General features: G+C 73.5%; 24 protein-coding genes. 13 read left to right on the forward strand and 11 right to left on the reverse strand.

Annotated features, from left to right (window positions below; translation table 11 throughout):
• Positions 1–14: 14 nt before the first annotated feature.
• Both QWJ41_RS11860 and QWJ41_RS11865 read right to left on the reverse strand, forming a co-directional pair.
• Complete coding sequence (locus tag QWJ41_RS11860) at positions 15–794, reverse strand: amino acid ABC transporter ATP-binding protein (protein WP_439117323.1); 780 nt, start codon at positions 792–794, stop codon at positions 15–17.
• Positions 795–846: 52 nt separating this feature from the next.
• Positions 847–2,502, reverse strand: coding sequence for a CehA/McbA family metallohydrolase (locus tag QWJ41_RS11865; RefSeq protein WP_302708457.1), 1,656 nt, complete (start codon positions 2,500–2,502; stop codon positions 847–849).
• On the opposite strand from QWJ41_RS11865, the gene miaB reads away from it, so the two are divergent.
• Positions 2,501–4,000: a tRNA (N6-isopentenyl adenosine(37)-C2)-methylthiotransferase MiaB gene (miaB, locus tag QWJ41_RS11870; RefSeq protein ID WP_302708459.1), complete on the forward strand. Its 1,500-nt coding sequence runs from the start codon at positions 2,501–2,503 to the stop codon at positions 3,998–4,000. The genes QWJ41_RS11865 and miaB overlap by 2 nt on opposite strands.
• A 55-nt stretch (positions 4,001–4,055) precedes the next feature.
• Positions 4,056–4,955 carry a hypothetical protein gene (locus QWJ41_RS11875; protein ID WP_302708460.1) on the forward strand — a complete coding sequence of 300 codons (900 nt, stop codon included), beginning with the start codon at positions 4,056–4,058 and terminating at the stop codon, positions 4,953–4,955.
• A 52-nt stretch (positions 4,956–5,007) separates the two neighbouring features.
• Here QWJ41_RS11875 and QWJ41_RS11880 read toward each other — a convergent pair whose 3' ends face one another.
• Genes QWJ41_RS11880 through QWJ41_RS11900 form a run of 5 tightly spaced genes read right to left on the reverse strand, consistent with a single transcriptional unit; the run spans position 5,008 to position 6,539 of the window.
• On the reverse strand, positions 5,008–5,289 hold the full coding sequence (locus QWJ41_RS11880; RefSeq protein ID WP_302708461.1) for a hypothetical protein: 282 nt from the start codon (positions 5,287–5,289) through the stop codon (positions 5,008–5,010).
• Positions 5,286–5,552 carry a hypothetical protein gene (locus QWJ41_RS11885; RefSeq protein WP_302708463.1) on the reverse strand — a complete coding sequence of 89 codons (267 nt, stop codon included), beginning with the start codon at positions 5,550–5,552 and terminating at the stop codon, positions 5,286–5,288. Before QWJ41_RS11885 ends, QWJ41_RS11880 begins: the two co-directional genes overlap by 4 nt.
• Positions 5,549–6,109 (reverse strand): NUDIX domain-containing protein, encoded by a 561-nt coding sequence (locus tag QWJ41_RS11890; RefSeq protein ID WP_302708464.1) that lies wholly within the window; start codon positions 6,107–6,109, stop codon positions 5,549–5,551. The genes QWJ41_RS11885 and QWJ41_RS11890 overlap by 4 nt, the downstream gene beginning before the upstream one ends.
• A complete protein-coding gene (locus QWJ41_RS11895; protein ID WP_302708466.1) occupies positions 6,106–6,279 on the reverse strand; it encodes a hypothetical protein in 174 nt (57 codons plus the stop codon). The genes QWJ41_RS11890 and QWJ41_RS11895 overlap by 4 nt, the downstream gene beginning before the upstream one ends.
• On the reverse strand, positions 6,276–6,539 hold the full coding sequence (locus QWJ41_RS11900) for an antitoxin (RefSeq protein ID WP_302708467.1): 264 nt from the start codon (positions 6,537–6,539) through the stop codon (positions 6,276–6,278). The genes QWJ41_RS11895 and QWJ41_RS11900 overlap by 4 nt, the downstream gene beginning before the upstream one ends.
• Before the next feature lie 47 nt (positions 6,540–6,586).
• Between QWJ41_RS11900 and miaA the strand changes: the two genes are divergently transcribed.
• From miaA to QWJ41_RS11935, 7 genes are all read left to right on the forward strand, one after another.
• On the forward strand, positions 6,587–7,570 hold the full coding sequence (gene miaA, locus QWJ41_RS11905) for a tRNA (adenosine(37)-N6)-dimethylallyltransferase MiaA (RefSeq protein ID WP_302708469.1): 984 nt from the start codon (positions 6,587–6,589) through the stop codon (positions 7,568–7,570).
• The gene (locus QWJ41_RS11910) at positions 7,567–8,103 is read left to right on the forward strand and encodes a dihydrofolate reductase family protein (protein ID WP_302708471.1); all 537 of its coding nucleotides are present in this window, start codon (positions 7,567–7,569) and stop codon (positions 8,101–8,103) included. Before miaA ends, QWJ41_RS11910 begins: the two co-directional genes overlap by 4 nt.
• 75 nt (positions 8,104–8,178) lie before the next feature.
• A complete protein-coding gene (gene ggt / locus QWJ41_RS11915) occupies positions 8,179–10,038 on the forward strand; it encodes a gamma-glutamyltransferase (RefSeq protein ID WP_302708472.1) in 1,860 nt (619 codons plus the stop codon).
• Positions 10,039–10,061: 23 nt separating this feature from the next.
• Positions 10,062–10,736, forward strand: coding sequence for an MSMEG_1061 family FMN-dependent PPOX-type flavoprotein (locus QWJ41_RS11920; RefSeq protein WP_336623290.1), 675 nt, complete (start codon positions 10,062–10,064; stop codon positions 10,734–10,736).
• Positions 10,736–11,590: a diaminopimelate epimerase gene (gene dapF / locus QWJ41_RS11925; RefSeq protein WP_302708473.1), complete on the forward strand. Its 855-nt coding sequence runs from the start codon at positions 10,736–10,738 to the stop codon at positions 11,588–11,590. Before QWJ41_RS11920 ends, dapF begins: the two co-directional genes overlap by 1 nt.
• A 36-nt stretch (positions 11,591–11,626) precedes the next feature.
• Positions 11,627–12,403, forward strand: a complete 777-nt coding sequence (locus QWJ41_RS11930) for an SDR family NAD(P)-dependent oxidoreductase (RefSeq protein ID WP_302708475.1) — start codon at positions 11,627–11,629, stop codon at positions 12,401–12,403.
• Between the two features lie 76 nt (positions 12,404–12,479).
• A complete protein-coding gene (locus tag QWJ41_RS11935) occupies positions 12,480–13,160 on the forward strand; it encodes an alpha/beta hydrolase (protein ID WP_302708476.1) in 681 nt (226 codons plus the stop codon).
• 98 nt (positions 13,161–13,258) lie between these two features.
• Here QWJ41_RS11935 and QWJ41_RS11940 read toward each other — a convergent pair whose 3' ends face one another.
• Positions 13,259–13,879 (reverse strand): nucleoside/nucleotide kinase family protein, encoded by a 621-nt coding sequence (locus QWJ41_RS11940; protein ID WP_302708478.1) that lies wholly within the window; start codon positions 13,877–13,879, stop codon positions 13,259–13,261.
• A gap of 83 nt (positions 13,880–13,962) precedes the next feature.
• On the opposite strand from QWJ41_RS11940, the gene hflX reads away from it, so the two are divergent.
• Complete coding sequence (gene hflX / locus QWJ41_RS11945; protein WP_302708479.1) at positions 13,963–15,522, forward strand: GTPase HflX; 1,560 nt, start codon at positions 13,963–13,965, stop codon at positions 15,520–15,522.
• A 24-nt stretch (positions 15,523–15,546) separates the two neighbouring features.
• Here hflX and QWJ41_RS11950 read toward each other — a convergent pair whose 3' ends face one another.
• Positions 15,547–17,007 carry a PhoX family protein gene (locus QWJ41_RS11950; protein ID WP_302708480.1) on the reverse strand — a complete coding sequence of 487 codons (1,461 nt, stop codon included), beginning with the start codon at positions 17,005–17,007 and terminating at the stop codon, positions 15,547–15,549.
• Between the two features lie 160 nt (positions 17,008–17,167).
• On the opposite strand from QWJ41_RS11950, the gene QWJ41_RS11955 reads away from it, so the two are divergent.
• From QWJ41_RS11955 to QWJ41_RS11965, 3 genes are all read left to right on the forward strand, one after another.
• Complete coding sequence (locus QWJ41_RS11955) at positions 17,168–17,887, forward strand: SGNH/GDSL hydrolase family protein (protein WP_302708482.1); 720 nt, start codon at positions 17,168–17,170, stop codon at positions 17,885–17,887.
• A gap of 242 nt (positions 17,888–18,129) precedes the next feature.
• Positions 18,130–20,037, forward strand: coding sequence for an ATP-dependent DNA helicase (locus QWJ41_RS11960; protein WP_302708512.1), 1,908 nt, complete (start codon positions 18,130–18,132; stop codon positions 20,035–20,037).
• Positions 20,038–20,219: 182 nt separating this feature from the next.
• Entirely contained in the window at positions 20,220–20,840 is a 621-nt protein-coding gene (locus tag QWJ41_RS11965; protein WP_302708483.1) for a DUF305 domain-containing protein, read from the forward strand.
• A gap of 91 nt (positions 20,841–20,931) precedes the next feature.
• Here the strand turns inward: QWJ41_RS11965 and QWJ41_RS11970 are convergent, their stop codons facing one another.
• Both QWJ41_RS11970 and QWJ41_RS11975 read right to left on the reverse strand, forming a co-directional pair.
• Positions 20,932–22,245, reverse strand: coding sequence for an alkaline phosphatase family protein (locus QWJ41_RS11970; protein ID WP_302708485.1), 1,314 nt, complete (start codon positions 22,243–22,245; stop codon positions 20,932–20,934).
• Positions 22,245–23,939 (reverse strand): alkaline phosphatase D family protein, encoded by a 1,695-nt coding sequence (locus QWJ41_RS11975; protein ID WP_302708487.1) that lies wholly within the window; start codon positions 23,937–23,939, stop codon positions 22,245–22,247. Before QWJ41_RS11975 ends, QWJ41_RS11970 begins: the two co-directional genes overlap by 1 nt.
• Positions 23,940–23,954: the final 15 nt, after the last annotated feature.

Here is a 23,954-nt window from a genome sequence, read left to right on the forward strand (position 1 = left end):
TGCTGGTGCTGCTGTCAGTGCTTGAGGATCTTGCTGAGGAAGTCCTGGGCGCGCTCGCTCTGCGGGTTGGTGAAGAACTCCTCGGGGGTGTTCTCCTCCACGATCGCGCCGTCGGCCATGAAGACGACCCGGTCGGCGGCGGTGCGCGCGAAGCCCATCTCGTGGGTGACCACGACCATGGTCATGCCCTGCTCGGCGAGGTCGACCATGACGTCGAGGACCTCCTTGATCATCTCGGGGTCCAGTGCCGAGGTGGGCTCGTCGAAAAGCATCACCTTGGGGTCCATCGCCAGCGCCCGGGCGATCGCCACCCGCTGCTGCTGGCCGCCGGAGAGCTGCGCCGGGTACTTCTTGGCCTGGTGGGCGATGCCGACCCGCTCCAGCAGCTCCATCGCGCGCTTGTCGGCATCGGCCTTCTTGATGCCGCGCACCTTGATCGGGCCGAGGGTGACGTTCTCGAGGATCGTCTTGTGGGCGAAGAGGTTGAAGCTCTGGAAGACCATCCCGACCTCGGCGCGCAGCGCGGCGAGCTCCTTGCCCTCCGCCGGGAGCGGCTGGCCGTCGAGCGAGATCTCGCCCTTGTCGATGGTCTCGAGGCGGTTGATGGCGCGGCACAGCGTCGACTTACCCGAGCCCGAGGGCCCAATGACCACGACGACCTCGCCGCGGGCGACGCTCAGGTGGATGTCCTGCAGCACGTGCAGATCACCGAACCACTTGTCGACGTGGTCGAGCACGACCAGCGGTTCTCCCCTGGCAGCGCTGGGGCTCGACGAGGTCTGCTCAGCCGTCATACCGAGTGACCCTAGCCACCTGTGGCCCCTTCGTGCCACGCTCAGGCTGCTCTCAGGTGGTCACATCTTCATTGCTTTTCGGGACGCGACGGGGCCTCGTGCCCAGGAACACGGGGTTGCTGAGGGCCACCGCGGGCAGCGCGGGCACGCCCTCGATCGGGTTCACGGCGGGTGTCCCGTCGGTGCGGCGTACCTCGGCGCGGACGAAGGGGGCCACCCCCGCGGGCACCTGCAGCGACACCTCGGCGCGGCCCTCGTCGTCGCTCGCCGCCCCCGCCAGCGGACCCAGCGGGCCCCACACCTGCGCCAGGCAGCCGGGCACCCCGCCCACCTCGAGGCGTACGTCGACCAGGTCGGTCGCGGCGGCGCCCAGGCTCTCGCCGCAGCTGGCGGTGCGTCCGTCGATGCTCGCCTCAAGGACTAGCTCGACCTGAGAGGACTCCGCCAGCCAGGCCCGTCCGCGGCGCAGCCCGCGCACGACCGCGCCCACCGAGAGCTGCTCGGCGTGCACCACGGTCTGGGCGCGGCCCACCTGCTGGCCGTCGTGGTGGCTGTCAGAGGAGCCGACGGCCGGCACGAAGCGACCGGCCACCAGCAGCGCGTGCCACTGGGCCAGCGCGGTCTGGTCGTCGAGGGTCCACGGGCCGTTCCACAGCTCGACCGCGTCGACGTCGTCGTAGCCGTACTGCCACGTTGAGCCGGCCGTCGGCACGAACGGGTGCGCGGCGACGGACATGCCGCCGAGGCGGCGTACCCGCTCGGTGAAGCGGTCCAGCTGGTCGTCCTCGGGCCGGTAGCGCCAGTCGATCCAGGCGCCGGCGGGCTGGCCGAGGGTGACGCAGTGCCCGGCGCGGGTGGTGACCTCCTCGCCGGGGATGACCAGGAAGTCGTCGGGCACGTGGCGGCCCCAGGTCAGGTGCGCGGAGGTGGTGTTGTGCTCGGTGGAGGCCAGGAAGTCGAGCCCTGCCTCGCGGGCCAGCGCCAGCAGGCTGCGCTGGGTGTGCCGGCCGTCGGAGTGCACGGTGTGGGTGTGCAGGTCGCCGCGGTACCAGCCGGGGCCGGTGCCGCGGACCCGGCGGGGCGCGGGCCGGGGGCGGAAGCGCCGGCCCCGGGACCCGCGGTGCAGGGTCACGGTGACGCTCCACTCGACGCCCGGCGGCACGACGGTGAAGGGGCCGAGCACGACGTGCCAGGTGCCGGCCGTGATGGGGCCGGGCAGGTAGCCCGGCGTCGCGCGGGTGCGGCTGATGCTGAAGGAGTCGCGGGCCCCGCCCGACCAGCCGCGGAAGCCGGCCGCGTCGCCGAGGTCCTTGCCGGAGGCGTCGAAGATGCCGATGTCGATGATGTTGAAGGAGACACCCGCGCCGGTCTCGAGCTTGTCGTAGTCGTAGCGCACGTCGATGCGGGTGGTGCCTCGCGGCACCTTGACCGGCAGGTAGTGCCAGTCGGGGTCGCCGACGCCGGTAAACCGGCCGCGGAAGACGATCCCGGCCGCGGTGTCCCCGTCAGCAGCGATGGCCCTGGTCGGCGGCACCAGCACGGCCGAGGCGCCCGCCAGGCCTGCACCCAGGCCCGCGCCGAGGACGGTTCGTCGGGGCGTGGGGGCGGGGGAGCAGGAGTGGTCGCACACACCGCTCCAACGAGCGGCGCGGGGGCGGGTGATGGATTCGGGTCGGCCCGCCGCGCCGCCGTACCCTGGAGGCGCCATGACTGCCACCCCCGACACCGCCGCGCCCCGCACCTACGAGGTCAAGACCTACGGGTGCCAGATGAACGTCCACGACTCCGAGCGCCTGACCGGGCTGCTGGAGGACGCGGGCTACGCGCCCTTCGACAAGCAGGGCGCCGAGGCGGGCGACCAGGCCGACGTCGTCGTCTTCAACACCTGCGCGGTGCGCGAGAACGCCGACAACAAGCTCTACGGCAACCTCTCGCACCTCGCGCCGATCAAGGCTGCGCGACCCGGCATGCAGATCGCCGTCGGCGGCTGCCTGGCCCAGAAGGACCGCGCCACGATCACCGACCGGGCGCCGTACGTCGACGTGGTCTTCGGCACCCACAACATCGGCTCCCTGCCGGTGCTGCTCGAGCGGGCGCGGGTGCAGGAGGAGGCCCAGGTCGAGATCCTGGAGTCCCTCGACGTCTTCCCCTCCACGCTGCCCACCAAGCGCGAGTCGGCGTACGCCGCGTGGGTCTCGATCTCGGTCGGGTGCAACAACACCTGCACGTTCTGCATCGTGCCGGCGCTGCGCGGCAAGGAGAAGGACCGCCGCCCCGGCGACATCCTCGCCGAGATCCGCGCGTTGGTCGCCGAGGGCGTCTCCGAGGTGACCCTGCTGGGCCAGAACGTCAACGCCTACGGCGTGGAGTTCGGCGACCGGCAGGCCTTCTCCAAGCTGCTGCGCGCCTGCGGCGACATCGAGGGCCTCGAGCGGGTGCGCTTCACCAGCCCGCACCCGGCCGAGTTCACCGACGACGTCATCGAGGCGATGGCCGAGACCCCCAACGTGATGCCGAGCCTGCACATGCCGCTGCAGTCGGGCTCCGACAAGGTGCTCAGGGACATGCGGCGCTCCTACCGCTCCACCAAGTACCTCGGCATCATCGAGCGGGTGCGCGCGGCGATCCCCGAGGCCGCCATCACCACCGACATCATCGTCGGCTTCCCCGGCGAGACCGAGGAGGACTTCGCCGAGACGCTGCGCGTGGTCGCCGAGTCGCGACTTTCCTCCGCGTTCACCTTCCAGTACTCCAAGCGCCCCGGCACCCCCGCCGCGACGCTGCCCGACCAGGTCCCGCCCGAGGTCGTCAAGGACCGCTACGGCCGCCTCGTCGACCTGGTCAACGAGATCGCCTGGTCGGAGAACAAGAAGATGGTCGGGCGCACGCTCGAGCTGATGGTCGCCGAGGGCGAGGGCCGCAAGGACGCCGAGACGCTGCGGCTCTCCGGCCGCGCCCCCGACAACCGCCTGGTGCACTTCGTCGCCCCGCAGGAGGAGGTGCGCCCCGGCGACATGGTCACCGTCGAGGTCACCTACGCCGCTCCGCACCACCTGGTCGCCGATCGCGTGGTCTCCGTGCGGCGTACCCGCTCGGGCGACGCGTGGCAGGCCCGCACCTCCGCCCCGACCCCCGCCGGCGTCGGCCTCGGCATGCCCACCGTCGGCGTGCCCGCCCCGCTCCCCGACGCCCCCGCCTGCCGCTGACCCTCCCTGTGGAGGAGCGGGTGCGCCGGACGTCGCGCCGCCGCATGCTCGGTGCGTGGACGACGAGTGCCTCTCCGTGGCGGAGGTCCTGACGGCGCTGGGTGGGGTGGCCACCCGGGCGGTGCTGGTGCGTGCCTGCTCCCGGCGCGCCGTCGACGCCGCGATCGCCGCCGGCGACGTGGTGGCACTCGCCCGCGGCCGCTACGCCCTGCCTGCCACCGACGAGGCCCGGGCGGCGGCGCACCGGGTCAGCGGGGTCGTCTCGCACCGCAGCGCCGCGCTGCTGCACGGGTGGGCGGTGGCCACGCCGCCCACGGCCCCCGACGTGACCCTGCCCAAGGGGCGCACGCTGTCAGGGGCGCAACGTCGCGGACTGACACTGCACCGAACCGACCTCGGAGTCGGCGAGATCGCCGACGGCGTGACCACACCTGCACGGACCCTCGTCGACTGCCTGCGCTCCCTCCCACTGCCCGAGGCGTTGGCGGTGGCCGACTCGGCGCTGCGTGACGGGTACGGGGGCACGGCGCTGCGAGTGCTGACGCGCGACCTCCGGGGTCCCGGGTCGTCTGCCGCGCGCCGGGTGGCCGCAGAGGCGACCGGCCTGGCGGCCAATCCCTTCGAGTCCGTCCTGCGAGCCCTGTGCCTCGACGTCCCGGGACTGGTGGTGCGGGCCCAGGTATCGGTGCGAGACCCCGGCTGGCTGGGACGCCCCGACCTGGTGGACGAGCGCCTCAAGGTCGCGCTGGAGGCTGATTCCTTCGAGTGGCACGGCGACCGGGCGGCGCTGCATCGCGATGCCTGTCGCTACAACGCGTTCGTGGCGGCAGGGTGGCTGGTGCTGTGCTTTTCGTGGGAAGAGGTGATGCTGCACCCCGAGCGAGTGGTGGCCGTGCTGAGAGCCGTCGTAGCCAGAAGGACCGAACGGTGCGGGCGGGGTTGCGGCGCCGCCTGAGCGGCATCAACTCCGGACCGTTCGGTCCTTGCGACTACGACGGTCCCGCCGGTCAGTCCTTGCTGCGGGGGTCGATCGAGGAGTAGCCGGCCTTCGGGGTGAGCCCCTCGGGCTGGGGCTCCTCGCCGCCCCGGGTCTTCTCGGGCTTGTCGGGGTCGGGGACGCCGTGCTCGTCGGAGAGCGAGGTGTCGTTGACGCCGTCGGTGGCGTGCTGGCCGGGGCCGGTGTGGCCCTCGCGCTCGCTGCTGACGCCCATGTCACCGGCGAGCTCGTCGTTGGAGTGGCGCGGGTCGTCGGGCTCGCGCCCGGTGCGCGGGTCGGTCGGGCTGCTCATGCGGGGGACTCCTCGGTGGGCTCCACGTCGTCGGCCTCGTCGGCCTTGTCGGTGGCCTTGGTGCGGGTGTCCTCGCCCTCGCTGGTCTCGGCGGGGGCGTCCTCGGTGGCCGGGTTGGCGCTGGCCGACAGGTCGGGGACCACCGGCTCGTCGCTCAGCTCGCCGAAGGCGTCGACACCACCGGGCACCAGGTCCGGCTCCTCGGCGTGCGGGGTCGGCATCGGGCCGAGATCGACCTCGCCGTCCTTCTTCTCGTCGTTCATCTGCTGCGTCCTTCCTCGGGGGCCTCGGCGTCGCGGGTGGCGGCGTCGAAGCCGAAGGTGCTGTAGGGAGTGGTCGTGCCCCGGCGGAGGCTCTCCAGGACCGCCCGCTCGTGCGGGACCACCGGGTCGGGCAGCGCGTCGAGCCCGCCGAGGGCGCACCAGCGCAGCCCGGCGGACTTCTCCGGCTCCACCACGCGCGGCTCGCCGCGCCAGGTCGAGGCGGTGAAGAAGAAGTCGATCCGCTCGTCGATCGGCTCGCCACCGCGGGTGCGGTGCATGGCGGTGACGAAGTCGAGGTCGAGGTCGCTGACCCCGATCTCCTCGCGCGCCTCGCGGTGCGCCGCGTCGTACGCCGTCTCACCGCGCTCGACGTGGCCAGCGGCGGCCGCGGCCCAGTGCCCGTCCATGTAGCCCGTGCCGCGGCGCAGCTGGAGCAGCACCTCGGGCCCCTCGTCGCCCTGGCGGAGCAGGAAGACGTAGGCGGCGGGCACCACCACGAACCGCCCGTGGTGCGGGTCGGTGTCGGTGTCGACGGGGCTGGGCGCGGGGCTGCTCACTGGCTGGGCTGGTCCTCGGAGCTCTCGGCGTTGCGCTCGTGCTCGGCCGGGGCCGGGTCGACGGGGCGCTCGGCGTCGTCGCCGGGCAGTTCGCCCTCGTGCTCGCCGGGCGGGTCCTCCTCGGTCGGCAGCGGGCTCTCGTGGCGTTCCTCGGGCACGGGTGCGGTCACGGCGTGTCCTCCGTCCGGGGGTAGGTGGTGGGCGGGTTGTCGGGCGGCATGTCGTCGTTCTTGCCGTCGAGCTTGTCGAGGCCGTCCTTGGCCTTCGAGACGCCCTTGGCGATCTTGTCGCTGTGCTTGCCGCCAGTGCGCTTGTCGGCGGCCGAGGCGGCCTTGTCGATCCCGTCGGAGATCTTGTCGCCGTGCTTGTCGACGGCCTCGGTCACCTTGCCGCGCAGCTTGGCGATGTTGCCCTTGTCGAAGAAACCCATCTCGGCCTCCTGGTCGGTGCGGCTGGGGTCGTTGCCACACTAGTCACATGTCGCAGTCGGCCGGGACGCCCGAGGGGATGGGGAACACACCTGCCCCCGTGCCCGTCGTGGTCGCGGTCGTCGGGGCGACCGCCTCCGGCAAGAGCGGGCTCTCGCTCGACCTCGCCGAACGGCTCGGCGGCGAGGTGGTCAACACCGACGCGATGCAGCTCTACCGCGGCATGGATGTCGGCACCGCCAAGCTGCCGGTCGCCGAGCGGCGTGGGGTGCCGCACCACCTGCTCGACCTGCTCGAGGTGCACGAGCCGGCCAACGTGGCGCACTTCCAGGCGGTGGCGCGAGGCTGCATCGCCGCGCTGCGCGGGCGCGGCCGGGTGCCGGTGCTGGTCGGCGGCTCGGCGCTCTACACCCGCGCGGTGCTCGACGAGTTCGAGTTCCCCGGCACCGACGAGGCGCTGCGCGCGCGCCTCGAGGCCGAGGCCGACGAGCACGGCAGCGGCGCGCTGCACGCCCGCCTCGCGAGCCTCGACCCCGAGGCCGCCGGGCGCATCGAGCCCGAGAACACCCGCCGCGTGGTGCGCGCCCTCGAGGTCGTCGAGCTGACCGGACGGCCCTTCAGCGCCTCCCTGCCGCGCCTGGTCTACACCGACCCGCGCACCGTGCAGGTCGGCGTCGACATCGACCGCCCGACCCTCGACGCGCGCATCGAGCAACGGGTGGAGCAGATGTTCGCCGACGGGTTCGTCGCGGAGGTCGAGCGGCTGCTGGGTGAGGGCCTGGCCCGCGGACGCACCGCCTCGCGCGCCATCGGCTACCGCGAGGTGGCGGCGTACGTCGGCGGCGAGCTGGGCCTCGCCGAGGCGATGGAGCGCACCGTGGTCGCGACCCGGCGCTTCGCGCGGCGCCAGGACTCCTGGTTCCGCAAGGACCCGCGCATCGTGTGGGTCGACCACGACGACCCGGCCCGCGTCGACCTCGCCCTGGCCGCCGTCGAGCGCGTGTCGGCGAGCGGTGGCAGCATCGGTCCATGACCCGCACGACGTACTACGTGGCCTCGACGCTCGACGGGTTCATCGCCGACGAGCACGACTCGCTCGACTGGCTGATGCGCCAGCAGATCGACGACGACGGCCCGATGGGCTACCCGGCGTTCATCTCCGGCATCGGCGCGCTGCTGATGGGCTCGACGACCTACGAGTGGGTGCGCACCCACGACCCGGGCGGGTGGCCCTACGAGCAGCCCTGCTGGGTCTTCACCCACCGCGACCTGCCGCGCATCGAGGGAGCCGACGTGCGCTTCGCCAGCGGCGACGTCAGCGAGGTGTGGCCCGAGGTGCTCGCGGCGGCCGGCGGGAGCGGTGTGTGGGTGGTCGGCGGCGGCGCGCTGGCCTCGCAGGTCGCGGCCGCCGGCCTGCTCGACGAGGTCATCGTGTCGATCGCGCCCGTGGCGCTGGGCGCCGGGAGGCCGCTGCTCACCGAGGCGCTCGACCTGCGCCTGGTCGACCTGGCGCGCAACGGTGACTTCGCCTGTGCCCGCTACGACGTCGTGCGCCCGCCCGGCTGAGGCGCCCGCGCCGCACCCCCGGTGCACCCCCACGGGCGTTGACGTCGGCGGGGGAGGGGCGCACCGTGGAGGCCCTTGATCCTGCTCGTCCTGCTCGGAGGAACGATGCGACCCACCCGCCTGCTCGCGGTCTCGACCGCCGCCCTGCTCCCCCTCTCGCTGCTGGCCGGCGCCGCGCCCTCGGGCGCCGTCGAGCCCCGCCCGCCCGACAAGAACCCCACCGCCGTCGGCACTGGTGGCGCGGTCACCTCGGTCGACCCCGAGGCCACCCGGATCGGCCTGCGGGTGCTGCGCCAGGGCGGCAACGCGGTCGACGCCGCCGTGGCCACCGCGGCCGCGCTCGGCGTGACCGAGCCCTACTCCGCCGGGGTCGGGGGTGGCGGCTACTTCGTGCACCTCGACGGCCGCACCGGCGAGGTCTCGACCATCGACGGCCGCGAGACCGCGCCGTCGAAGATGCCGCGCGAGGCGTTCATCGACCCCGAGACCGGCGAGCCCTACCCGTTCACCCCCGAGCTGGTCACCAGCGGCGTGTCGGTCGGCGTGCCCGGCACCCTGGCCACCTGGGAGACGGCGCTGCGCGAGTGGGGCTCCCGCTCCCTGCGCCGCTCGCTGGTGCCGGCCGCCAGGCTGGCGCGCCGCGGGTTCGTGGTCGACCAGACCTTCCGCGACCAGACGGCCGACAACGCCGAGCGGTTCGCGGCCTTCCGCAGCTCGCGGCGGCTCTTCCTGCCCGGCGGCGAGCCGCCCGCGGTGGGCAGTGTCTTCGAGAACCCCGATCTCGCGCGGCTCTACGAGCTCATCGCACGCAAGGGCACCGACCCGTTCTACCGCGGCCGGCTGGCGGCGAGGATCGCGAAGACCACCCGCAAGCCGCCGGTGGTGCGCGACACCGACCTGCCGGTGCCGGCCGGCCACATGAGGCCGCGCGACCTGCGCCGCTACCGCACGCTGCAGCCCGAGCCCGTCACCGCCGACTACCGCGGCCTGAGGGTGCACGGGATGGGCGGCTCCTCCAGCGGCGGCAGCACCGTGGGCGAGGCGCTGCAGATCCTCGACACCTTCGACCTGGAGTCGATGAGCGAGACCCAGGTGCTGCACCACCTGCTCGAGGCGAGCGCGCTCGCCTTCGCCGACCGGGCGGCATACCTGGGCGACCGCGAGTTCGTCGACGTGCCCGACGAGCAGCTGCTCTCCGAGACGTACGCCGCCGAGCGCGCCTGCCTCATCGACCCCGGGCAGGCCGCCACCAAGCCGGTCGCGGCCGGTGACGTCGACGAGGCCGACGGGACCTGCTCCGACGGTGCCCGGCCACGAGGCGCGACGGCCCCGGACACCGAGAACGTCGAGACCACCCACCTGACCGTCGCCGACCGGTGGGGCGACGTCGTCTCCTACACGCTGACCATCGAGCAGACCGGCGGGTCGGGCATCGTGGTGCCGGGGCGCGGGTTCCTGCTCAACAACGAGCTGACCGACTTCAGCCTCACCTACGACGCCGACGACCCCAACCGGATCGAGCCGGGCAAGCGCCCGCGCAGCTCGATGTCGCCCACCATCGTCACCGAGCCCGACGGCACGCCCGTGCTCGCGCTCGGCTCGCCCGGCGGCTCCACGATCATCACCACGGTGCTGCAGCTGCTCGTCGACCACCTCGACCGCGGGCTCGAGCTCCCCGCAGCGGTCGCCGACCCCCGCGGCTCGCAGCGCAACACCGCCGCGGTCACCGCCGAGCCCGCGTTCATCGACGCGTACGGCGAGGGGTTGCGCGCCCTGGGCCACGAGCTGCGCCCGGCGGGCGACGCGTTCACCAGCGCCGCCGAGATCGGGGCCGCGACCGCGATCGGCTTCGGGCCCGGTGGCCTGCTGACCGCCGTGGCCGAGCCGGAGCGACGGGGCGGGGGTGACGCGCGGGTGCTCGAGCCGCGACCGTGAGCGGAGCGGCGTACCGTGTCGGCGTGAGCAGCCCACCCCTCGACGTCGACCGCCGCGACCACCGCGCCTGGCGCGAGGTCGCCGACATCGATGAGCTCGTCGAGCTGCTCGGCGAGCCGACCGCGGTGGTGCGCGCCAAGGTGCACCACGCCCTGCTCGAGGTCGACCGGGCGTGGCTGGCCGCCTCGCCGTTCTGCATGCTGGCCACCGCCGACGCCGAGGGGCGCTGCGACGTCTCGCCGAAGGGCGACCCGGCCGGCAGCCTCGTGCACGTCGTCGACGACCGGACCATCGCGATCGCCGAGCGGCCGGGCAACCGGCTCGCCGACGGCTACCGCAACATCCTGGTCAACCCGCACGTCGGCCTCGACTTCGTGATCCCCGGTCGCGGCGACACGCTGCGGGTCAACGGGCGGGCGCGGCTGGTGCGCGACGCGCCGTTCCTCGACGCGCTGGTGGTGCGCGGGCAGCGGCCGGTGCTGGCCGTGGTCGTCGACGTCGAGGAGGTCTTCTTCCACTGCTCCAAGGCGTTCCTGCGCTCGCGGCTGTGGGAGCCGGCCACCTGGGAGCCGGAGGCGCACGTGCCCCGGCGCGCGGTGCTGGCGACTGCTGCCGAACCGCCCGTCGAGGCCGGCGGGCGCACGCCCGCCGAGCTCGAGGACTACTACGGCCCCTCCTACGCCACGAGGCTCTACTGATGACCTACCCCTTCCTCAAGGGCCACGGCACCCGCAACGACTTCGTGCTGCTGCCCGACCACGACGGCTCCGTGCACGGCGCCCTCGACGTCGAGCGGGTGCGCGCCCTGTGCGACCGGCGCGCCGGCATCGGCGGCGACGGCGTGCTGCGCGTGGTGCGCACCGCCGCGCTGGCCGCCACCGACCCCGACGCCGCCGCGCTCGCCGAGGGCGCCGAGTGGTTCATGGACTACCGCAACGCCGACGGCTCGGTCTCGGAGATGTGCGGCAACGGGGTGCGCGTCTTCGCCCTGCACCTGCTGCAGGAGGGCCTGGTCGAGGCCGGTACGCCGATCCCGGTCGGCAGCCGCGACGGCATCAAGGTCGTCACCCAGGCCGGCGGCGCCCCGGAGGACGGCCTCACCGTCGACATGGGCGCACCCCGGCTGGTCGGGCGCACCGAGGTCAGCGTCGACGGCCGCAGCTGGTCGGCGCGCCACGTCGACATGGGCAACCCGCACGCGGTCGCCTTCGTCGACTCCCTCGACGATGCCGGGTCGCTGCTGGAGGCGCCGGGCCACGACGCCGGGACCTACCCCGACGGGGTCAACGTCGAGTTCGTGGTGCGCCGCGGCCCGCGGCACGTCGCGATGCGGGTGCACGAGCGCGGCTCGGGCGAGACGTCCTCCTGCGGCACCGGCGCCTGCGCGGTGATGGTGGCCGCGGCCGAGGCCGACGGCGCGCTGGACGCCGCAGCGGGCGCGTACCGGGTGGACCTGCCGGGCGGCACCCTCACCATCGCCCTCGACGAGCAGGGCCACGTGCTGATGACCGGCCCCGCGGTCGTCGTCGCCCGCGGCACCACCGACCTCTAGCCCTCCACGGCCGGGCCGGGCGATAGGTTGCGCGCCATGGACATCTCCGGAGCATCTGCCATCGTCACCGGCGGCGCGTCGGGCATCGGCGCCGCCGCCGCCCGCCAGCTCGCCGCCAAGGGCGCGACCGTCGTCATCGCCGACCTGCAGGAAGACAAGGGCGAGGCCCTGGCTGCCGAGATCGGCGGCGTCTTCGCCCAGGTCGACGTGACGAACACCGACCAGATCAAGGCCGCCGTCGAGGCCGCGGCCGAGATCGCCCCGCTGCGCGCGGTCGTGAACTCGGCCGGCATCGGCTGGGCGCAGCGCACCATCGGGCGCGACGGCGACTTCGACTCGGCGCACGACCTGGCGGCGTACACGAAGGTGATCGCGATCAACCTGATCGGCACCTTCGACATGACCCGCCTCGCGGCCACCGCGATGAGCCGCAACGAGCCCGACGCCGACGGCTGCCGCGGCGCGATCGCCAACCTGACCTCGGTCGCGGCCTTCGACGGCCAGATCGGCCAGGCGGCGTACTCCTCCTCCAAGGGCGGCGTCGTGGGCATGACGCTGCCGGTCGCGCGCGACCTGTCGGCGGCCGGCATCCGCCTCAACACCATCGCCCCGGGCCTGATCGACACCCCGATCTACGGCGAGGGCGAGCAGGCCGAGGCGTTCAAGGCCAAGCTGGGCGAGAGCGTGCTGTTCCCCAAGCGGCTCGGCAACCCCGACGAGCTGGCCTCGATGGTGGTCGAGACGATCACCAACTCCTACATGAACGCCGAGGTCATCCGCGTCGACGGCGGCATCCGGATGCCCCCCAAGTAGTCGGCACCACCTCGTGCCCCTGGGCGTGGCCTCCGGGTCACCCCCAGGGGCACGACCCGTTTGCAACACTCGACGCGTGGACCTCGCCCCTCGTCTGATCGACACCGTCACCCCCGCCGACCCGAGCGCGGTCGTGCTCGTGCTGCACGGCGGCGCCGACCGCCAGGACAGCCCGGGCGTCAGCCCCACCCAGCTCTCGGTGCTGCGGATGATCCCGGTCGCCAAGGCCGTCGCGCGCGCCGGTCGCGGCCGGCTCGCGGTGCACCGCCTGCTCAACACCCGGCGCGGCTGGGACACCCACCACACGCCGGTCGACGACGTCGCCTGGGCGCTCGAGCAGGTGCGTGAGCGGTACGGCGACCGCCCGGTCGGCCTCGTCGGGCACTCGCTCGGCGGGCGCGCCGCCCTGCTGGCCGGCGGGCTCGACTGCGTGCGCTCGGTCGTGGCCCTCAACCCGTGGGTCTACCCGACCGACGGGGTGCCGATGCCGGGACGCAGCGTGCTGGTCGTGCACGGCATGCGCGACCGCATCGCGCCCGCCGGGCGCGCCGAGACCGTCGCGCGCCGCATCGCCGCGCACACGCACGTGGGCTTCATCCGCATCCCCGACGGCAAGCACGCGATGCTGCGCCACGGCCGCTCCTTCGACGCGTACGCCGCCCAGTTCAGCGCCGCCAGCCTGCTCGGCACCGACGGCCTCGAGGTCTCTGGGCCGGTCGGCTCGGTGCTGGCCGGCGAGTCCTGGGTGACCGCCTGACCGCGACCCGGCTGGTTCGAACCGGCCGGCTCGCGGGGTGTGCGCCGACCCGGCTGGTTCAAACCGGCCGGCTCGCGGTGAACTGGCGCCGGGTCGGGTCAGGGGGTGAGGTCGACGACGAGGTCGGCCCGCTCGGCGGCGGCCTCGACGAGCGCGGCGTTGGCGTCGTCGACACGCGCGACCCAGGCGCGGGCCTCGTCGGGGGTCTTGCCGAACTCGACGTGGCGGGCCACGAGCCGCTCGCGGCGCAGGTCGTCGTCGACGTGCAGGTGCCAGACGGTGTCGAGCTGCTCGCGCGCGGCGTGCCAGCGGGGCTCGTCGAACAGCAGGTAGTTGCCCTCGGTCAGCACCTGGTCGGCCGTGCCGGGCACCGGCACCGCGCCGGCGAGCGGCTGCTCGAGGTCGCGCTCGAAGGCGGGCGCCATCACCAGCGGCTCGCGGCGGCGCACCCGCGCGAGCAGGGCGGCGTACCCCTCGGCGTCGAAGGTCTCGGGCGCGCCCTTGCGCTCCAGCAGCCCGCGCCGGCGCAGCTCGACGTCGGCGAGGTGGAAGCCGTCCATCGGCAGCAGCACCGCGCTCGAAGCCCCGCCCCACGACTCGACCAGCGCGGCGGCCCACGTCGACTTGCCGGCGCCGGGGGAGCCGGTCAGCCCGAGCATCCGCCCGTGCGGCTCTTGCGCCAGGGCGGCGGGGTCGGGGGCGCTGAGTCGGCGGACCACCCCGCCATGCTGCCACCCCGGCGCCACCCGACGGGATGAAAGTCGTTCGTGCCGGCGTTGAACCCGGCATACCCTGGAGGCATATGACGAACGCACCTGACTTCTCCCTCGACGACGAGCTCGAGGCCACCGACGCGTGGGACGACGACGACTTCGAGTCCGGCTACGCCGACGCTGCCGACAGTGCTGACAGTGCTGACGCGGCCGACCGGGCCGACAGCCCCGACCTCGACCTCGACGCGCCCGACCCCGAGGACGACCCGACGGTCGGCGCCATGGAGCTCGCCGAGCGCCACCAGCTGCGCCGCGTCGCGAGCCTGCGCACCGAGCTCGAGGACATCACCGAGGTCGAGTACCGCCAGCTGCGCCTCGAGCGCGTGGTGCTCGTCGGGGTGTGGACCGAGGGCAGCGTGCAGGACGCCGAGAACTCGATGGCCGAGCTCGCGCTGCTCGCCGAGACCGCCGGCTCCGAGGTGCTCGAGGCGCTCTTCCAGCGCCGCCAGAAGCCCGACCCCGCGACCTACATCGGCCGCGGCAAGGTCGAGGGCCTCGCCGAGATCGTCGCCGCCACCGGCGCCGACACCGTGATCTGCGACGGCGAGCTCGCGCCCAGCCAGCTGCGCAACCTCGAGGACAAGATCAAGGTCAAGGTCGTCGACCGGACCGCGCTGATCCTCGACATCTTCGCCCAGCACGCCAAGTCGCGCGAGGGCCAGGCCCAGGTCGAGCTGGCCCAGCTGAGCTACATGAAGCAGCGCCTGCGCGGCTGGGGCGGCAACCTGTCGCGCCAGGCCGGTGGCCGGGTCGCCGGCGGCGCCGGCATCGGTGGCCGCGGCCCCGGTGAGACCAAGATCGAGACCGACCGCCGCCGGATCAACACCAAGATCGCCAAGCTGCGCGCCGACCTGAAGCAGATGAAGGTCACCCGCGAGGCCAAGCGCTCGGGCCGGGCCCGCAACGAGGTGCCCTCGGTGGCGATCGCCGGCTACACCAACGCCGGCAAGTCCAGCCTGCTCAACCGGCTCACCAGCGCCGGGGTGCTGGTCGAGGACTCCCTGTTCGCGACCCTCGACCCGACCACGCGTCGTACGACGACCGCCGACGGGCGGGTCTACACGATGAGCGACACCGTCGGCTTCGTGCGCCACCTGCCCCACCAGCTCGTCGAGGCGTTCCGCTCGACGCTGGAGGAGGTGGCCGCGGCCGACCTGATCCTGCACGTCGTCGACGGCTCGCACCCCGACCCCGAGGGCCAGCTCAGCGCGGTGCGCGAGGTGCTCGCCGAGGTCGACGCGGCCAAGATCCCCGAGCTCGTGGTGATCAACAAGGCCGACGCCGCCGACCCGCTGGTGCTGGCGCGCCTGCAGGCCCGCGAGCCGCACTCGGTCGTGGTCTCGGCCAAGACCGGCGAGGGCATCGCCGACGCGCTCGCGGTGATCGAGTCCGAGCTGCCGCGCCCCGCGGTCGAGATCGAGGTGCTGCTGCCCTACAGCCGCGGCGACCTGGTCAACCGGCTGCACCAGGAGGGCGAGATCGACAGCATCGAGCACACCGCCGACGGCTCGCTGGTGCGCGGTCGCGCCAACGAGTCGCTGGCCGGCGAGCTCGCGTCGTACGCCGTCGAGGGCAGCGCCCGGGGGTAGCCCCCGGGCGCGCCCCGCGCGGGCTCAGACGCCGATCCGGCCCCACGGCCCCCAGATCGCGAACGTCATCCCCTTGCTCGACTGGATGTTGACGAAGAGCGTGCGCCCGTCGTGGCTGAACGTGGAGCCGGCGAACTCGTCACCGAACCGCTCGGCGCCGCTGCTGCTGCGCAGCCGGTTGAGGGCGATGTCCCAGATCTTGCCGCGCCGGGTCAGGCCACGCAGGTAGTTGTCGCCGCTGGAGTCCTCGCAGACCACCAGGGTGCCGCGCTTCGACGTGGTGACGTTGTCGGGCAGGTCGAGCACCATCGGCCCGGGCGACTGGAAGACGCAGCGCAGCTGCTTGCGCTTGGTGTCGTAGGCCCACACCTGGCCCGAGCCGTTGCCGTAGCCCGAGGGGCCCTCGGTGCCGGGCATCGCCGCGCCGCCGCCCTGGGTGGAGGTGAAGTAGACGACGCCGCGGTCGTAGACCTGGCCCTCGAGCCGCGAGAAGTACGCCGCCCCCTGGGCCCAGCCCTGGCTGGCCACGTGGGTCAGCGCCTTGCTCTGCTTCGTCGGCGCCGGGTCACCGGGGGTGTACTCGTACTCGACGTCGGGCTCGGCGATGTCGACCCACTCCACGTCGTAGGTCGCACCCTGCTCCTGGTCCGCCTCGAGGTGGGCGTTGTCGACGCCCTTGACCTTGAGCATCTGCAGGCGCCCGCCGTCGCGCAGCTCGCCGACCTTCATCGGGTGGGCGGGCGGCTTGTAGCGGTAGAACCCGGAGGCGAAGCCGAAGTCGTCCTCGGTGAGGTAGAGGTGGCCGCGGTCGGGGTCGAAGGAGACCGCCTCGTGGGCGAAGCGGCCGGCCGAGCGGATCGGCTCGCGGTTCGACTGCCCGGAGCCGGGCTGGTGGCTGACCGGCACCTCGAAGACGTAGCCGTGCGGCTTGGTCAGCGGCACGTTGGAGGTGCCGGTGAAGTCGGCCTCGACGTCGGGGCCGTTGATGGTCTCCTCGCAGGTGATCCACGAGCCCCACGGCATCTGCCCGCCCGAGCAGTTCATCATCGTGCCGTTGAGGCTGGTGAACGAGCCGAGCACCCCGCCGCGGCGGTTGACCTGGATCGTGGTGGTGCCGCCGCCGGCCATCTCGTCGTACGGGTCGCCGGGCCCGAAGGCCGGCTGCGGGTTGTTGACCTCGTGGTTGCGCACCAGGATCGAGGTGCCGCGCGGACCGCGGAAGGCGCCCATGCCGTCGTGGCGACCCGGCAGCGCGGTGCCGTCGGTGAGCACGACCGGGCCCTCGGTGTCGTGGAACGAGCGGTACTTGAACCCCTGGGGCAGGTGCAGGCGCACGTTGCCGTCGCGCAGGTCGCGCACCGGCACGAGCTCCTGCTGTCGGGGCGGCGCGGCGCCGGCGGGCATCGTGACCAGGCCGGCGAAGGGGCCGACGGCGGCGGCCCCGGCGGCGCTGGTGCGGAGCAGGGTGCGACGGTCGAGGGACATCAAGACTCCAGTTCGTGGGAAACGGGCGACCAACGTAAGCCAGGTCACACTCCACGTCACCCCCGTCCAGACGGGCGGCGCGTCACGATCTCCGCACGGGCCGGTCACGACCTGTCCCGACCGGCTGCGCGAGGCCGGCCCCCGGGCGCACCATGGACGGGTGCTCGGGACCCTGGCGGTGCCGCGACGGCGCCTGCTCCTGCTCGCGCCCGTCGCGCTGCTCGTCGCGCTCGCGGTGGTGCTCGTGGTCCTGGTGGTGCTGCCCCCCGAGCGGGCCACCGGCTCGTACGCCGAGCGCTGCGAGCGGTTCGCCGCCGACGCCGCGGCCCGCGCCGCGGTCGTGACCGGCAGCGGCACGCCGGTGCTGGTCGTCGGCGACTCCTGGAGCGCCGGCCTCGGCCTGGCCGACCCGAGCGCCTCGTGGCCGGCGCGCCTCGACGGACGGGTGCACGTCGCGGGCTTCTCCGGCTCGGGCTTCTCCGCGCGCGCCTCGGGCTGCGGCGACGTCTCCTTCGCGGCCCGGGCCCCGCAGGCGCTGGCCGGGCTGCCGGCCGGGACGCTGGTGGTGGTCGAGGGCGGGCTCAACGACTGGGACCGTTCCGATGTCGAGATCAGCACCGGGTTCGAGGACCTGCTCGCTGCCGTGGCGGGCCACCGGCTGGTCGTGGTCGGGCCGGCCAACGCACCGTCGCGGGCGGCGTACGTCGACCGGGTCGACGCGTTGCTCGCCGAGCTGTCCGCGCGCCACGACGTCGGCTACCTCTCGGCGCTCGACGTCGACCTCGACTACCTCGACGACCGGCTGCACCTGACGCCCGCGGGGCACGCCGCCTTCGGTGACTGGGTGGCGGCCCGGCTGCGTGGCGCGACGCGTCCGTGACCCGCGGCACCCGCCCTCCACAGCCCCCGGCCCGGGCCCGGGGGAGTGTCGGCGGGCGCGGCTAGGGTGCTCGGGTGCCTGAGACGTCCTCACCCGCCGCGACGACCGCCGCCGCGACCGACGCCGCGACCGACGCCGCGACCCCGCCGCTGCTCAGCGACGCGCCGGTCGGGCCGGTGACGCGCCTGCTCGGCGAGGCCGTGAGCGCGCTGGGCGGTGCCGAGCGGCCGGGGCAGGTGCAGATGGCCGAGGCGGTCGCGCGGGCGTTCGTGGAGGAGGAGCACCTGCTGGTGCAGGCCGGCACCGGCACCGGCAAGTCGCTGGCCTACCTGGTGCCCTCGCTGCTGCACCGCGAGCGCGTCGTGGTGGCCACCGCGACCCTGGCGCTGCAGCACCAGCTGGTCGAGCGCGACATCCCGCGGCTGATGAAGGCGGTGGAGGCCTCGAGCGCCGGCAAGGACGTCGACACCTCCTTCGCGGTGCTCAAGGGCCGCTCCAACTACGCCTGCCTGCACCGGGTGCGCGAGGGCGTGCCCGACGACCAGGGTGCGCTGGTGCAGATGCCCGAGGGCTCGATGGGCCAGAAGGTGCTCGAGCTGCGCGACTGGGCCGAGAAGGAGGCCGAGGGCGGCGGGTCGGGCGAGCGCGACGCGGCGCCGCGCCACACCGACCGCGAGTGGCGCCAGGTCAGCGTCAGCCACCGCGACTGCCTCGGCGCCGCGCGCTGCCCCTTCGGCCAGGAGTGCTTCGCCGAGGTCGCGCGCGAGAAGGCGCACCGCTCCCACGTGATCGTCACCAACCACTCGCTGCTCGCGATCGACGCGATCGAGGGCGTGCCGATGATCCCCGAGTACGACGCCGTGGTGATCGACGAGGCCCACGAGCTGACCGCGCGGGTCACCCAGGCCGCCACCGACGAGCTGTCCGCGCTCGACGTCGAGCGCGCCGCCAAGCGCTCGCAGCGCCACGTCGACGGCTCCGAGGCCGACGACCTGGCCGATGCGGCCGACGCGCTGCGCGACGCGATGGCCGAGTCCGACGCGGGCCGGTTCGAGCGACTGCCGGTGCACCTGGGCGACGCGCTGCAGCTGGTGCGCGACGCGGCCCGCGCGTGCGTGTCGGCGTACCCCAAGGACAACCCGAAGGACGGCGAGGGCGACCCGGGCAAGCAGCAGTCCAAGGGCATGGTGGCCGACGTCTTCGCGGTCGCCGAGCGGATGGCCGCCGACCTGGAGTCCGACGTGCTGTGGCTGGGCGAGGCCCGCGAGCGGATGCCAGCCCGCCTCTACGTCGCCCCGCTGGCGGTGTGGGGGCCGATGCGCGACAAGCTGCTCAGCGAGAAGACGGTGGTGCTGACCTCGGCGACGCTGATGCTCGGGGGCGACTTCGCCTCGGTGGCCACCAGCGTGGGCCTCAAGCCGACCGAGCGGGTCGGGGTGGGTCGCGAGATCGCGCCGGGCGACGGGGTGCTGCCGTGGCGCGGCCTCGACGTGGGCAGCCCCTTCGACTACGGCCAGCAGTCGATCCTCTACGTCGCCCGGCACCTGCCGCAGCCGGGTCGCGACGGGCTGGTCAAGGCCCAGCTCGACGAGATCGTCGAGCTGGTCGACGCCGCCGACGGCCGCGCGCTGGGGTTGTTCTCCTCGCGCCGGGCCGCGGAGGCCGCGGCCGAGGCGGTGCGCGAGCGGCTGCCGCACCTGACGATCCTGGCCCAGGGCGACGCCCAGCTGCCCGAGCTGGCCAAGCAGTTCGTCGAGGACCCCCACACGGTGCTCTTCGGCACCCTGTCGCTGTGGCAGGGCCTCGACGTGCCCGGCGACACCTGCCAGCTGGTGCTCATCGACCGCATCCCCTTCCCGCGCCCCGACGACCCGCTGATGAGCGCGCGGCAGAAGGCGGCCGACAAGGCCGGCGGCAACGGGTTCATGCAGGTCGCGGCCACCCACGCGGCGCTGCTGATGGCCCAGGGCGCCGGCCGGCTGATCCGCACCACCTCCGACCGCGGCGTCGTGGCCGTCCTCGACCCGCGCCTGGCGACCGCGCGCTACGGCTCGTTCCTCAAGGCCAGCCTGCCCCCGATGTGGACCACCACCGACCCCGCTGTGGTCCGCAAGGCACTGGCCCGGCTCGCGTCCTCCGCCAAGGCCTGAGGCCCGCTGGGGTCGCGGCGGCGCCGGACGTCATACGGGCCGGACGTCATCGAGCCGCGAGAGGTATGACGTCCCGAGGAGCCCCTCGTAGGCTGGGCCGTGGAGACGGCGAGCCGATGCCGACATCCCCCGCGGCTGCAGCCGCCCTGCCCGATCTCCGCCCCTGACACCAGGAGACACCCATGTCCCACCGCTTCACCCGTGCCCTGGGCGCGAGCCTGCTCGCCGCCTCCCTCGCGACCACCCTGGTCGCCTGCGGCGGCGACGAGGCCACCACCACCGCGACCGAGCTCTCGGCCACCGAGCACAACGACACTGACGTCGCCTTCGCCCGCGACATGGTCCAGCACCACGCCCAGGCCGTCGCCATGGTCGAGATGACCCGTGAGCGCGACCTCGACCCCGAGGTCGCGCAGCTGGCGGAGGGCATCCGCGACGCGCAGGTGCCCGAGATCGAGACCTTCAGCGACTGGCTGGGCGAGTGGGACGAGGAGGTCCCGCCGACCATGCTCGACCACGCCAACGCCGGCCACGGCTCCGGTGACATGTCCGAGACCATGGAGGACATGGACGACGCCATGCCCGGCATGATGTCGGGCGCCGACATGGACGCCCTGCAGGACGCCGGCGGCGACTTCCAGACGATGTGGCTGGAGATGATGATCGAGCACCACGAGGGCGCGATCGAGATGGCCCGCACCGAGCAGCAGGACGGTCGCTACCGGCCCGCCGTCGAGCTCGCCGCCGAGATCGAGGAGAGCCAGGGCGCCGAGATCGAGACGATGCGCGACCTGCTCGGCTGACCGGCCCCGCGGGACGTCATACGGGCGGGACGTCAGCAAGCCGCGGGATGTATGACGTCCCGCGGCTCGCTCGTCCCGTTGGCCCGCCGGTCTACAGCCGCGAGCGGCCGTCGTACCCGCCCCGCGGCGGCTTGAGCCCGAAGAACGCCCCGACGGTGGGGGCGACGTCGGTGGTGCGGGCATGGCGGGGGGAGACCTTGCCGAGGGTGACCGAGCGGTGCCCGCCGCCGATGAAGAACGGGATCGCGCGGGTCGCGGGGTGGCCGTGGTTGCCGGGGATCGGGTTGGAGTAGACGTCCGGGTCGCTGAAGCGCCACCCGGCCTGGCAGAAGACCACCACGTCGCCCGACTCCGGGCCCAGGCGCAGCCAGTCGGCGCGGCGGTCCCAGGCCTTCAGCACGCCGGGCACGTCGGAGGCGATCCGGCGGATGCGGCGTACGGCCTTGTCGCGCTGCGCGCGCGGACCGGTCCAGTAGACGAGGTCGGCCCCGCCGTTGTCGGCGATCACGAACCGGTCGGCCAGGAACGGGTCCTCCGAGAGCGGGCCCTGCAGCGAGACGATCCGGTCGGGGTAGGACCAGTCCATCGAGTGGTCGGCCAGCACGATGACGATCGAGTGCTCCCAGCGCCCCGAGCTCTTCAGCTCGGCCACGAAGTCGCCCACGAGCCGGTCGGTGTTGACCAGCGCGAGCCGGCGCGCGGCCTCGAGGGTGGTGGGCCCGGTGAGGTCGGTGTGCCCGAGCCGGTCGATGTCGCCGAGGTTGACGAAGACCAGGTGCGGGTCGAACTCCTCGACCATGTCGAGCGTCGCCCGCATCGTGAACTCGTCGGGGGCGTGCTCCGAGAGCGGGATGATCGGCGCCGGCTCCCAGCGGTGCGTGGCCCGCTCGCCGAAGATGCCGTAGAGGTACTCCTTGCTCAGCACCGTGCCGGTGCGCAGCCCACGCTTGTTGAGCCGCTCGATCACGGTGGGGAACCGCAGGTCGGAGGGCCGGTCGAGGGTGCGGATGTCGCCGAGCTCGCGGTCGTAGACGGCGTTGGCCGGCACGCCGCTGCGGTCGGGGCGCACCCCCGTCATCATCATCGTGTGGTTGGGGATGGTCTCCATCACCGGCATCGACGTGGCCCGCGGGTGGTGCACCCCGCCCTCCCGCAGCGCCAGCAGATTGGGTGTCAGGCCGCTGTCGATCTCCTCGGGCCGGCAGCCGTCGACGACGAGCACGTAGGCACGCTTGCGGGTCGAGGGACCGGCGGCCAGGGCGGGCTCCAGGCCGGCGACGGTGGAGAAGACCAGGCCCGAGGCCGCGGCCGTCAGGACCGTACGCCGCCCGGCGCGGATCTCACCGAGCCCGCGATCGAAGGGGGCCTGGCCGTCGGTGCGGCGGGGCGTGGTGGGCTCGCACATCAGCGGTCTCCGACCGGGGTCGCCACGCGCTGCACCGTGCCGGTGCCCGCGAGGGTCTGGAACGACGCGTCGTGCGTCGCGGTGGTCTGCTTGTCGTCGCGCGAGCCGATGATGAACCAGTCCATCTGGGTGCGCTCGGCGGTGATGTCGAGCACCGAGAAGCCGTGGTCGTCGAAGTTCAGGTACTTGATGTGGCGGTTGTTGGCCATGATCGTGGCCTCCACGACGGGGGTCAGCGCGGGCTGCCCGGTGATGTCCTTGAGGTTGTTGGAGGTCACCGAGGAGCACACGAACTCGACGCCCATCGAGTCGCCGAGCACCGGGTAGGCCGAGGTGTCCAGCGGCAGGTCGCAGGCCCAGCCGGAGTGGATGTCACCGGTGACGAAGACGACGTCCTTGACCTGGTGGTCGTCGATGTGGCCCAGGACCTCGCGCCGGTCGGCGGTGTAGCCGTCCCACTGGTCGACGTTGTAGGGCAGCCCGTCCTGGGGCAGCAGCCCGGTGACGTCGTTGACGGGGTCCACGAGCCGGTTGGGCAGGTCGGCGAAGGTGACCGGCGCGATCATCACCGGGTTGCCGATCACCTTCCACTGCGGGGCGTGGTTGCCCCGGGTCAGGGAGTCCTTGAGCCACTCCAGCTGCCGGTTGCCGGTGATGGAGCGCGACGGGTCGTTGATCTCGGAGTCGACCAGCGGCGTCTCGACCTGCTTCGAGCGGTAGGTGCGCAGGTCGAGCATGCTGATCTCGGCCAGGTCGCCGAAGCGCAGCCGCCGGTAGAGCCGTGCGCCGTCGCCCAGCGAGGCGGTGCCGTCCATGCGCACCGGCATCCACTCGTCGTACGCGCGGTGGGCGCGGGCGCGCCGCTTGAGGTAGTTGCCCTCGGTGTCGTCGTGGTTCTCGGCGTTCTTCTTCCACTGGTCGTTGGTGACCTCGTGGTCGTCCCAGGTCACGATCCAGGCGTACTTGGCGTGCAGCGCCTGGAGGTCGGGGTCGGTCTTGTACTGCCCGTGCCGGCGGCGGTAGTCCTCGAGCGAGACCATCTCGCGTGCCGGGTCGTGCGGGCGGATGTCGACGTTGTCCTGGCCCATGCCGTACTGGCCGGGTGCGTACTCGTAGAGGTAGTCGCCCAGGTGCAGCACGGCGTGCAGGTCGTCGCGCTCGGCGAGCAGCCGGTAGGCGCTGAACCAGCCGGCCTGCAGGTTGGCGCAGGAGACCACGCCGAAGCGCAGGTTGGCCGGTGTGGCGCGCTTGGCGGGGGCGGTGCGGGTGGTGCCGACGGGGCTGCGCTGGCCACGGGCGATGAAGCGGTAGTAGTAGGTCGTCTCGGGCTGCAGGCCGCTCACGTCGAGCTTGACGGTGTGGTCGCGCGCGGCGCTGGTGACGAAGCGGCCGCGGCGCACCACGTCGCGGAAGCGGTGGTCGGTGGCGACCTCCCAGCGCACGCCGACGCGCGGGCCCCTGCCCGAGCCGGGGGTGGCGGCGCGGGTGGGGGTGACCCGGGTCCAGATCAGCACCCGGCGCGGCAGCGGGTCGCCGGAGGCCACGCCGTGGGCGAAGACGTCGTGGCGGGCCCGGGCCGCCTGGGCGGTCGGCAGGGTGCCGGCGCCGGCGGCGATCGCGGCGCTGCCGGCGCCGCCGGCGGCCAGCACGGTACGTCGCGCGAGCGTGGTCGAGGTCGGGGTCTGTGTGGTCACGCCTCATCCAACGAC

This window comes from Nocardioides cremeus, from assembly GCF_030518195.1.
Taxonomy (GTDB): domain Bacteria; phylum Actinomycetota; class Actinomycetes; order Propionibacteriales; family Nocardioidaceae; genus Nocardioides; species Nocardioides cremeus.

Bases quoted from the DNA above. Each gene is read 5' to 3' on its own strand.
- QWJ41_RS11970 (WP_302708485.1), bottom strand. From the start codon at position 22,245: ATGTGCGAGCCCACCACGCCCCGCCGCACCGACGGCCAGGCCCCCTTC.
- dapF (WP_302708473.1), top strand. From the start codon at position 10,736: ATGACCTACCCCTTCCTCAAGGGCCACGGCACCCGCAACGACTTCGTG.
- hflX (WP_302708479.1), top strand. From the start codon at position 13,963: ATGACGAACGCACCTGACTTCTCCCTCGACGACGAGCTCGAGGCCACC.
- QWJ41_RS11965 (WP_302708483.1), top strand. From the start codon at position 20,220: ATGTCCCACCGCTTCACCCGTGCCCTGGGCGCGAGCCTGCTCGCCGCC.
- QWJ41_RS11860 (WP_439117323.1), bottom strand. From the start codon at position 794: ATGACGGCTGAGCAGACCTCGTCGAGCCCCAGCGCTGCCAGGGGAGAA.
- miaB (WP_302708459.1), top strand. From the start codon at position 2,501: ATGACTGCCACCCCCGACACCGCCGCGCCCCGCACCTACGAGGTCAAG.
- QWJ41_RS11865 (WP_302708457.1), bottom strand. From the start codon at position 2,502: ATGGCGCCTCCAGGGTACGGCGGCGCGGCGGGCCGACCCGAATCCATC.
- QWJ41_RS11950 (WP_302708480.1), bottom strand. From the start codon at position 17,007: ATGTCCCTCGACCGTCGCACCCTGCTCCGCACCAGCGCCGCCGGGGCC.
- QWJ41_RS11885 (WP_302708463.1), bottom strand. From the start codon at position 5,552: ATGAACGACGAGAAGAAGGACGGCGAGGTCGATCTCGGCCCGATGCCG.
- QWJ41_RS11960 (WP_302708512.1), top strand. From the start codon at position 18,130: ATGGCCGAGGCGGTCGCGCGGGCGTTCGTGGAGGAGGAGCACCTGCTG.
- miaA (WP_302708469.1), top strand. From the start codon at position 6,587: ATGTCGCAGTCGGCCGGGACGCCCGAGGGGATGGGGAACACACCTGCC.
- QWJ41_RS11900 (WP_302708467.1), bottom strand. From the start codon at position 6,539: ATGGGTTTCTTCGACAAGGGCAACATCGCCAAGCTGCGCGGCAAGGTG.
- QWJ41_RS11880 (WP_302708461.1), bottom strand. From the start codon at position 5,289: ATGAGCAGCCCGACCGACCCGCGCACCGGGCGCGAGCCCGACGACCCG.
- QWJ41_RS11930 (WP_302708475.1), top strand. From the start codon at position 11,627: ATGGACATCTCCGGAGCATCTGCCATCGTCACCGGCGGCGCGTCGGGC.
- QWJ41_RS11910 (WP_302708471.1), top strand. From the start codon at position 7,567: ATGACCCGCACGACGTACTACGTGGCCTCGACGCTCGACGGGTTCATC.